This is a genomic window from Sphingobacterium sp. UBA3549, from assembly GCF_002376635.1.
GTDB lineage: Bacteria > Bacteroidota > Bacteroidia > Sphingobacteriales > Sphingobacteriaceae > Sphingobacterium.
Genome location: NZ_DFOE01000007.1, coordinates 149,143 through 158,900 on the forward strand (window position 1 = coordinate 149,143; position 9,758 = coordinate 158,900).

A 9,758-nucleotide genomic window follows, 5' to 3' on the forward strand; every position below is an offset into this window, starting at 1 on the left:
ACCAATCTCTTCCAATCGAAATCCACTATTTTAGTTAATTCATCAATGATGAACATAAGTAGTGGTTTCTTCAAACCCAAGAGGCAGACCGGTTAATAAAAAAAGCAGAAAAAGAAGCCTGAGCAAAAAAATCACTCAGGCTTCTTTTTTTTATATTGTGCAAAGATAATTCCACTATAAGGCGAAATATACCTTCAAAAAACTTTAAAACCGTTTTCTATTGCATATCGAATAGATGTTTTTCAGCATGGTAGGATGAACGTACCAATGGTCCAGACTCCACATACTTGAATCCCATTTCCAAACCTATTTTCTGATATTTCTCAAACTGCGCCGGTGTGATCCACTCAATAACTGGATGGTGAGCTTTTGTAGGCTGTAAATATTGACCCAAAGTCAAGATATGTACACCCACATCATATAGATCTTGCATGGCTTCGATCACATCTTCTTCTGTTTCACCTAAACCAAGCATAATGCCTGATTTTGTACGGAGACCCGCTTCAGAAATTCTGCGCAGACATTCCAATGAACGATCATATTTCGCTTGAACACGAACCTCTCTTGTCAGACGGCGAACCGTTTCCAAGTTGTGTGAAACAACCTCGGGGCGAACTGCGATCACGCGGTCTAAATTATCCCATTGTCCTTTAAAATCCGGCAGAAGTGTTTCCAATGTCGTTTCAGGGCTTTCTCTGCGGATAGCGTTGATGGTCTCGGCCCAAATAATTGAACCACCATCCTTTAGATCGTCGCGATCTACCGAAGTAATCACACAATGTTTAACCTGCATCAACTTAACCGAATTCGCCACCCGATTTGGTTCATCCAAATCTACCGCTAGCGGACGGCCAGTTGCTACCGCACAAAACGAACAAGAACGTGTACAGATATTCCCCAAAATCATGAAGGTTGCCGTTCCAGCCCCCCAACATTCGCCCATATTCGGACAATTTCCACTCTCACAAATTGTATGTAATTTATGCTCGTCTACAAGACTTCTGACATGTCTATATTCTTTACCAACAGGCAATTTGACACGCAACCAATCAGGCTTGCGCTGTGCAGGAGTTGCCGGAATAACTGGAAGTTCAATCATACAACAAAGTTAAGGATTAAAAATGTAATTTCTAACCGTCAATTTGTTGGTTTTATATCATAAAAAATGACCGATTGTATGCGGTAATGCAATAATGAAACAAAAATTAAGATATTTGTGTTGGTTATCATTAATCTAACAACAAAACTATGCGACTGAGCCAATCTTTATCCATATTGTTACTTGGGGGTGCCTCCATCTTTGCTGCACAGGCCCAAACCAACTTTGACATTATACCCAAACCTTCGAAAATCATATTGGCTACAGGGACATACACCATTCCTGCGCATGTCCCGGTCATTGTTTCAGATGAGTTTCAGGAAGCGGCCCAGCTACTTACGGAACATCCTGCCATTAAAAGTTTAACTGTCGAAGTACTCAAGAAAAATAAAAAAGCACCAAAAGAAGGTTTCCGAATTATCAAAGCAGTCGATGCAGACAATCTCAGCAAAAATGCCTATTCCATCCAGATTGATGAAAAAGGCCTGCTGCTCAGGGCTTGGAATGTGCCTCAAATTATCAATGGGATTTATACCCTCATTCAATTAGGCTACCTACAAGCTGACCCAGGTAAAATAGCCTTTGCGACAATTATTGATGAACCTCGATTTACCTACCGTGGTCTACACCTCGATGTATCGCGCCATTTTATGCCCTTATCCTTTGTAAAAAAGTATATCGACATCATGGCCATCTATAAGTTCAATAACTTTCATTGGCATTTAACCGACGGCGCTGGATGGCGGCTTGAAATCAAAAAATATCCTGAATTGACGCAAAAAGCCGCCTGGCGTACCCATACAAGCTGGAAAGATTGGTGGAATAATGGTCGCCAGTATGTAGACAAAGGTACACCTAATGCCAGCGGTGGTTTCTATACGCAGGAAGAGGCTCGCGAATTGGTCGATTATGCCGCCAGAAAAGGAATCAATGTCATCCCTGAGATTGAAATGCCAGGACATTCTGAAGAAGTATTGGCCGTCTATCCGGAACTCTCTTGTTCAGGAAAACCTTATAGTCAAGGCGAATTCTGTATCGGAAATGAAAAAACCTTTGAGTTCTTAAAAAATGTCTTGGATGAAGTCCTTACGATATTCCCTTCTCCGTACATCCATATCGGCGGTGATGAAGCCGAGAAAAAGCATTGGGAAACCTGCCCAAAAGATCAGGCACTCATGCAAAAAGAAGAATTAAAATCTGTCGATGAACTGCAAAGTTATGCGATCAAGCAAATGGACGTATACTTGCAATCCAAAGGGAGGAAACTGATCGGTTGGGACGAAATTCTGGAAGGCGGCCTCACTGAAGGGGCGACGGTCATGAGCTGGCGCGGTGAAGATGGCGGCATAAAGGCTGCTAATGCCGGTCACGATGTCATCATGACTCCAGTGTCACACCTCTATTTTGATTCTTATCAGACAGACCCTCGTACACAGCCTGAAGCCATCGGCGGCTATCTGACTCTGGATAAGGTCTATTCCTATGATCCAATTCCATCAGCCATACAAGGAGATAAAGCCAAGCATATTCTCGGTGCGCAGGCCAATATATGGACAGAATATGTCCCTACCACCGAACATCTCGAATATATGGTATTTCCACGGGCGCTAGCATTGGCTGAGGTCAACTGGACCAACAAAGATGCGAAGAACTGGACAGACTTTCAGCGACGACTACAATCTCATTACAAGCTATTACAGGATCTGAACGTTAACTATTATCGTCCTTCCTATAATGTCGCTTATACGGCAACATACAATCCAGCAAAAAACAACAATAAAATCACGTTAACAACAGAACAACTTAAAACAGATCAGATTCGATATACGATAGATGGCAGTGAGCCTACCATCCAGTCAACACCGTATACGGGGCCATTTGAATTGAGCTCAACAGGACATATCAATGCCGCTTATTTTCAAGATTCGATCAAAATAGGCCCTACGCTATCCTTTGCTATTGATATCCACCGCGCCATTGGAAAAAAGGTAACCTACAATTCACCATGGTCGGGGTATCCGGCACAAAAAGATTCGACCTTAACAAACGGAATCATGGGCGGGCTCTCCTATCATGATGGGCAATGGCAAGGATTCACGAGCCCTATTGATGTTGTTGTCGATATGGAGAGAAGAGAAGAAATACATTTGGTAGCCATGAATTTCATGCAGCTTATTGGACCTGGTGTGTATATGCCCGGAGAAATGGAAGTGCTGCTTTCGGATAATGGCCGTACTTTTAGATCCGTCGGAACGATTAAAAATGACATCTCCGATAAAGAATCAAAATTGACTTTTAAAAGGTTTGAACTTAAGCTGGACAAAGCACAGCAAGCGCGTTATATCAAAATCAAAGCGAGCAACCCTAAAAAGGGCTTCCTATTTACGGACGAAATAATCGTCTATTAATAAAATCGAACACCCTTATCCAATACGAGTTGGAGAACATTTTACTTATGTTTTTCAACTCGTTTTTGCATTTTAAGGCGCACCTTTCCAACAAACCAAATGTTTTTTTTAAATATTCTTAAAATAAATACTTAATTTTCAAATTTTAAAATGTAACTTTGCACTCCGACAAAGCAGTCGGAATGACCCTTCCCCATGAGCTATTTTTGATTGTCTTTGCTCAGATTTACAATAGGAAATTTAATTTTTTGAACTAGATATAATGCCAAGAAACACTTCCATTAAGTCGGTTTTAATCATCGGATCAGGTCCCATCGTTATCGGTCAAGCTTGTGAATTTGATTATTCTGGATCTCAAGCATCCCTTTCATTGAAAGAAGAAGGTATTGAAGTATCCATCATCAACTCAAACCCTGCAACAATCATGACGGATAAAGTTGTTGCGGACAATGTCTACTTACTTCCATTAACCTGCGAAAGTATTGAAGAGATTTTGCAAAAACACAACATTGACGCTGTACTTCCTACCATGGGTGGACAGACCGCTTTGAACTTATGTATCGAAGCTTCCAACCTAGGTCTTTGGGAAAAATACAACGTAAAAGTTATCGGTGTTGATGTTGCTGCCATTGAAAAAACTGAAAACCGTGAAGAATTCCGTCAATTAATGGTTGATATTGGCGTGGGCGTTGCAACATCCAAAATTGCAAACTCATTCCTAGAAGGTAAAGAAGCTGCACAAGAAATTGGCTATCCGCTTGTTATTCGCCCTTCGTATACCCTTGCTGGTACTGGTGGCGGATTTGTTCACAGAAAAGAAGATTTTGATGCAGCCTTAAATAGAGGTTTACATGCTTCACCAACACATGAAGTTTTGGTTGAACAAGCTGTATTGGGTTGGAAAGAATTTGAGCTCGAACTGCTTCGTGATACCAACGACAATGTCATCATCATCTGTACCATTGAAAACTTCGATCCAATGGGTATTCACACTGGAGACTCGATCACGGTTGCTCCGGGCATGACATTATCAGACAAATGTTACCAAGATATGCGTAATCAGGCTATTCTGATGATGCGTTCCATTGGCACATTTGCCGGTGGTTGTAATGTTCAGTTCTCTGTAAATCCAGAAAACGAAGAAATCATTGCCATCGAAATCAATCCACGTGTATCACGCTCTTCCGCTTTGGCATCCAAAGCAACAGGTTATCCAATTGCAAAGATTGCAGCTAAATTAGCAATCGGTTACAACTTGGATGAATTGCAAAATCAGATCACAAAAACAACATCTGCATATTTTGAACCAACGTTAGACTATGTGATCGTAAAGATCCCGCGTTTCAATTTCGATAAATTCAAAGGAGCAAACAAGGAATTAGGTCTACAGATGAAAGCGGTAGGTGAAGTTATGGCAATCGGCCGTACATTTATCGAAGCTTTACAAAAAGCCTGTCAATCCTTGGAGACTGGCCGCGCTGGTTTAGGTGCCGACGGTCGTCAATGGAGAAACTTAGACGAGATCATGGATAGTCTGGAGCATCCAAGTGGTGACCGCTTGTTCCATATTAAAGATGCTTTCGAATTAGGTGTTCCTTTGGAATCTATCCGTAAAGCAACCCGTATAGACAAATGGTTCCTTGTACAGATCCAAGAGCTGGTACACCTTGAACAAGAATTGCGTCGTTACCAATTGAATAATATTCCACGCGATTTCTTCATGACCTTAAAACAAAAAGGTTATTCAGATGTACAAATAGCTTGGTTATTGGGCAATGTAACAGAAGATCAAGTATATGACCGTCGTAAGGAACTAGGCATCAACCGCGTTTACAAAATGGTAGATACTTGTGCCGCAGAATTCCCTGCACAAACACCATACTACTATTCGACTTTCGAAGAAGAGAACGAATCCATCTCTTCAGATAGAAAGAAAATCATCGTTTTAGGTTCCGGTCCAAACCGTATCGGTCAAGGTATCGAGTTCGATTACTCGTGTGTACACGGCTTATTGGCGGCTAAAGAATGTGGTTACGAAGCGATTATGGTTAACTGTAACCCAGAGACTGTTTCGACAGACTTCAATATGGCTGACAAATTATACTTCGAGCCCGTATTCTGGGAACACGTACGTGAGATCATTGAATTAGAAAAACCAGAAGGTGTTATCGTACAGCTGGGTGGACAAACAGCGCTTAAAATGGCTGAACGTCTAGAGCAGTTAGGTGTAAAAATTATCGGTACTTCGTTCGAAAACATGGACTTGGCAGAAGATCGTGGCCGTTTCTCCGATCTTTTAAAAGAATTGGAAATTCCATATCCAAGATACGGTGTCGCGACATCGGCAGAAGAAGCATTACAAGTAGCAAACGAAGTGGGATACCCAGTATTGGTCCGTCCTTCTTACGTGTTGGGTGGACAAGGAATGAGCATCGTTATCAACGACGAAGACTTAGAAAAAGCGGTTGTCAACTTGTTGAAAAACCTTCCTGGAAACCATATTCTGATCGATCACTTCCTGGATCGTGCCGAAGAAGCTGAATCAGATTCAATCTGTGATGGTGAAGAGGTACACATCATTGGTATGATGGAACACATCGAACCTGCAGGTATCCACTCTGGTGACTCATCGGCGGTATTGCCTCCATTTGGCTTGTCACAAGCTGTTCAGGACAAAATGGAAGAATACTCGATCAAATTAGCAAAAGCGTTAAATGTCCGTGGTCTCCTAAACATCCAGTTTGCTGTCAAAGGTGAAAATGTATATGTTATCGAGGCTAACCCACGTGCATCCCGCACAGTTCCTTTCATCGCAAAAGCTTATGATGTTCCATACATCAATATTGCTACTAAAGTCATGTTGGGCGCTAATAAATTAAAAGACTTCACAATCGAACGTAAGCTGAAAGGATTTGCAATTAAAGAACCGGTATTCTCTTTCAACAAATTCCCGGAGGTGGACAAACAATTAGGTCCTGAAATGAAATCAACTGGTGAAGCAATTCGCTTTATTAAAGATCTTCAAGATCCATATTTCAGAGAATTGTACAATAAAAAATCAATGTTTTTGAATGCCCAATAAGGCATATTAATCAACTAAAAAAGGCTTGCGATTGCAAGCCTTTTTTAGTTGATATCTTTTACACAACGAAACCCAACATTATTGGTGGGGCTGTTGACTTCGCCCTTTCCCCTACTTCCGGCTTTATACCTTTCACAATATTGATCATTGCAAAGAAATGATCCACCGCGCTGAACGCGTTTCTCCAGATTTGGTTCCTGCGGATCATAAGAATCTTGTGGTCCTTTGGGGTTAGCAATTGTACTATGCTGATAATAATCGGGTCTATATAAATCAGCGCACCATTCCCACACATTTCCTTCCATGTCATATAGCCCTAGCGCATTTGCCTGAAATGATTTAACGGGTGCTGTTCCTTCGAATCCATCTTCTTTAGAATCCTGAATAGGAAATTGTCCCTGGTAGATATTTGCTATCCATTGTCCATGAGGTTTCAAATCTTTGCCCCAGTAATATAGATCGTCGTTTGCATCGTTCCGTGCTCTTGCTGCATACTCCCATTCTGCTTCCGTAGGTAATCGTTTGCCTGCCCATTTCGCGTAAGCTGCAGCATCCTCATAGGCAACCTGGACAACCGGATGATTCATTTTGTTTTTTATCGAGCTATTGGGTCCTTCTGGATGCTGCCAATTTGCACCAGGAACGTATTCCCACCACATCAGATAATTATTTAATGAATTCAGTTCTTTGGGCTTGGAGAATACGGCTGACCCCGCGACCAACATTTTGGGATCAACTTCCGGAAAATCCTGAGGATCCAGTTCCCTTTCCGCCACTGTCACATAACCTGTTTCCTTTACGAACGCTGCAAACTGCGCATTTGTCACCTCGTGCTCATCCATATAAAATGAATGTAATTCAACCCGATGTAATGGCTTACTATCTTCAAAATTCGAACTCCCCATTAGAAATGTTCCGCCCTCGACCAATATCATCTTGTCAGCGGTATTTCTATTTAACTTATTGATTTGGGATTTAATTATGCCCGCCCGCGTTGGTATATTTTCCCCAACACAACAAGAAAGTGTATCATTTGCGGAAAACAACGATAAACAGGTCATTAGGGTTAGATTGAATAACATAATTAAAGATAAACATAAAAGGGGAACATTAAAAAGTTCCCCTTTTATTAATTACTAACATACCGAGCTATACACCCAATTGTATATTTTCTTTTTTTGCAGTTCTTGAACGAATAGGTGTATTACCACCACCTTTCAGCGTAATGTCGACAGGATTGTTATCTTTCCACGCTCCTTTCGTAAAATCCGGTATATCAACGGTCTTGCAGTTCTTCGCTACAGATTCAAAGCTCAATGGTACGACACAGCTCCACGAAGCAGCATCATAGACATCTTGATCCAGCGGTAATCCATTACGCAAACAGTCAATCAGACGCCAATCCATCATAAAATCCATTCCACCATGTCCACCCACCTGTTTTGCCTGCTCTCCAATATACTTCACCAATTCGGGCGTATATTTATCATACAGCTCTTTTAACTTTTGCTCTGAAATGAATTCATGGCCAAATGCTATATTTTCTGTCGGGTATTTTTGAGCAAAACCTTTCGTACCGCTCAGTGTATGTAATCTGGAGTAAGGTCTAGGAGAAGTAACATCATGCTGCAGCATAATCGTTTTTCCTTTTGCGGTACGGATAAGTGTTGTATTCATATTTCCGCGGTAGTTCTTTCCGACAAATTCCTGAAAAAAAGAATCCTTGGTGGCTAATTCTTTTGCCTTTTCACCCATCATGAAATCATTCGAAGACATGGCGACAAGATGATTCATTTTATCCCCTCTATTGATATTCAGGCATTGCGCTACAGGTCCGAGTCCATGCGTAGGATATAAGTTCCCATTCAGTTTTATATTCTCTCTCAAGCGCCACATGTTATCATAACCATTCTTTGCAAAATTCAGATCCAGCAAATCATGGATATAAGCACCCTCGGCATGGATAAGTTCACCAAGCAAGTCTTGACGTACCATGTTCAACGTGAGCATTTCGAAGAAATCATAACAGCAGTTTTCCAACATCATACAATGTTTCTTAGTCGCTTCCGAAGTCTTTACTACCTCCCAACAATCTTTTATCGTCAATGCGATTGGCACTTCACAAGCCACGTGATTACCCGCTTTCATTGCAGCAATGCTCATAGGAGTATGATAGTCCCAAGGAGTACAAATGTAGACGAGGTCAAGCTTTTCCTCTTTTAACAACGATTTCCATCCATCTTCGCCAGAATAAGCTCTGGGAGCCTTCAAACCTTTTGATGTGACGATCTTTGTTGCACGTTCGACCCGGTCTAGATGCTTGTCGCAAAGTGCGACAATTTCGCAACCTTCAATATAAGACAGTCGTTCAACAGCTCCAGGTCCACGCATACCAAGTCCAATTACTGCTACCCTGACCTTATCAATTTTAGGAGCTGCATAACCGCACATATTAAACGACTCTCCTGATCCATTGGCATTCACCAAGGTAGGAAGTGAAACAGCCAGTGTTGACAAAATTCCGGCCTTTTTTAGAAAATCTCTTCTAGAATCCATAATTTAAAGTTCATATAAAATTAAAGGGACCAATTGGTCCCTTTAAAAAAATCACCTATTTTAAAACAAACTAAACAGTCAATAGAAAAATCCATTTTGGGGTGGATTTTATTCGGTTCTATTTAAAGAACTTAATCTCTGTGACAATAATAGGGCACTTTTTTCGAAATAAAAAATGAAATATGAAAGCAATCGTTTGCTCAATTTACACAAACGATTGCTTAATTTGTTATATTTATTGCTTTCTGCTATTGGCCATGACGAATTATTTCGCCATAAAATCTGTATTCCCAAATTACGATTATAGCCATGTTGTCCCTTGAAGCTAGATTGTCTAGATGGATACTATGCTGATATACCTCACAGAAGAGCGAGTTCCTGTCGATGAAAAATGTTGCTTACCGTTATGGCGATCATGAAACTATATTCCGGAACGAATAAACTATTTACATCTTTTAACCGGATACAGTTATAGAAGATTCGTGTAGCAACTACTGGAAATACGAATGATAGCACATAGAAAGTGGACCGTCACTGAGGACAGTGCCGGTTGCGGAACATGACCGATGGACCAGCCCCGTCGACGGCCACGGAGGTAGTTAAACGAAAGAAG

Annotated in this window: 5 protein-coding genes; 2 read left to right on the forward strand and 3 right to left on the reverse strand. The window is 41.2% G+C overall.

Annotated features, from left to right (window positions below; all coding sequences use genetic code 11):
* Window positions 1-217 precede the first annotated feature (217 nt).
* Complete coding sequence (lipA, locus tag B2W36_RS04755; RefSeq protein WP_293879477.1) at window positions 218-1,099, reverse strand: lipoyl synthase; 882 nt, start codon at window positions 1,097-1,099, stop codon at window positions 218-220.
* A 149-nt stretch (window positions 1,100-1,248) separates the two neighbouring features.
* Between lipA and B2W36_RS04760 the strand changes: the two genes are divergently transcribed.
* Together B2W36_RS04760 and carB are read left to right on the forward strand one after the other, a co-directional pair.
* Window positions 1,249-3,507 (forward strand): beta-N-acetylhexosaminidase, encoded by a 2,259-nt coding sequence (locus tag B2W36_RS04760; protein WP_293879476.1) that lies wholly within the window; start codon window positions 1,249-1,251, stop codon window positions 3,505-3,507.
* 262 nt (window positions 3,508-3,769) lie between these two features.
* Complete coding sequence (gene carB, locus B2W36_RS04765) at window positions 3,770-6,589, forward strand: carbamoyl-phosphate synthase large subunit (protein WP_209578755.1); 2,820 nt, start codon at window positions 3,770-3,772, stop codon at window positions 6,587-6,589.
* 44 nt (window positions 6,590-6,633) lie between these two features.
* Here carB and B2W36_RS04770 read toward each other — a convergent pair whose 3' ends face one another.
* Together B2W36_RS04770 and B2W36_RS04775 are read right to left on the reverse strand one after the other, a co-directional pair.
* Window positions 6,634-7,671, reverse strand: a complete 1,038-nt coding sequence (locus tag B2W36_RS04770) for a formylglycine-generating enzyme family protein (protein WP_293879475.1) — start codon at window positions 7,669-7,671, stop codon at window positions 6,634-6,636.
* A 67-nt stretch (window positions 7,672-7,738) separates the two neighbouring features.
* The gene (locus B2W36_RS04775) at window positions 7,739-9,145 is read right to left on the reverse strand and encodes a Gfo/Idh/MocA family protein (protein WP_293879474.1); all 1,407 of its coding nucleotides are present in this window, start codon (window positions 9,143-9,145) and stop codon (window positions 7,739-7,741) included.
* Between the last annotated feature and the right edge of the window lie 613 nt (window positions 9,146-9,758).

What these genes read in the sequence shown, in the direction of transcription:
- lipA (WP_293879477.1), bottom strand. Translation starts at nt 1,099, where the DNA reads ATGATTGAACTTCCAGTTATTCCGGCAACTCCTGCACAGCGCAAGCCT.
- B2W36_RS04760 (WP_293879476.1), top strand. Translation starts at nt 1,249, where the DNA reads ATGCGACTGAGCCAATCTTTATCCATATTGTTACTTGGGGGTGCCTCC.
- carB (WP_209578755.1), top strand. Translation starts at nt 3,770, where the DNA reads ATGCCAAGAAACACTTCCATTAAGTCGGTTTTAATCATCGGATCAGGT.
- B2W36_RS04770 (WP_293879475.1), bottom strand. Translation starts at nt 7,671, where the DNA reads ATGTTATTCAATCTAACCCTAATGACCTGTTTATCGTTGTTTTCCGCA.
- B2W36_RS04775 (WP_293879474.1), bottom strand. Translation starts at nt 9,145, where the DNA reads ATGGATTCTAGAAGAGATTTTCTAAAAAAGGCCGGAATTTTGTCAACA.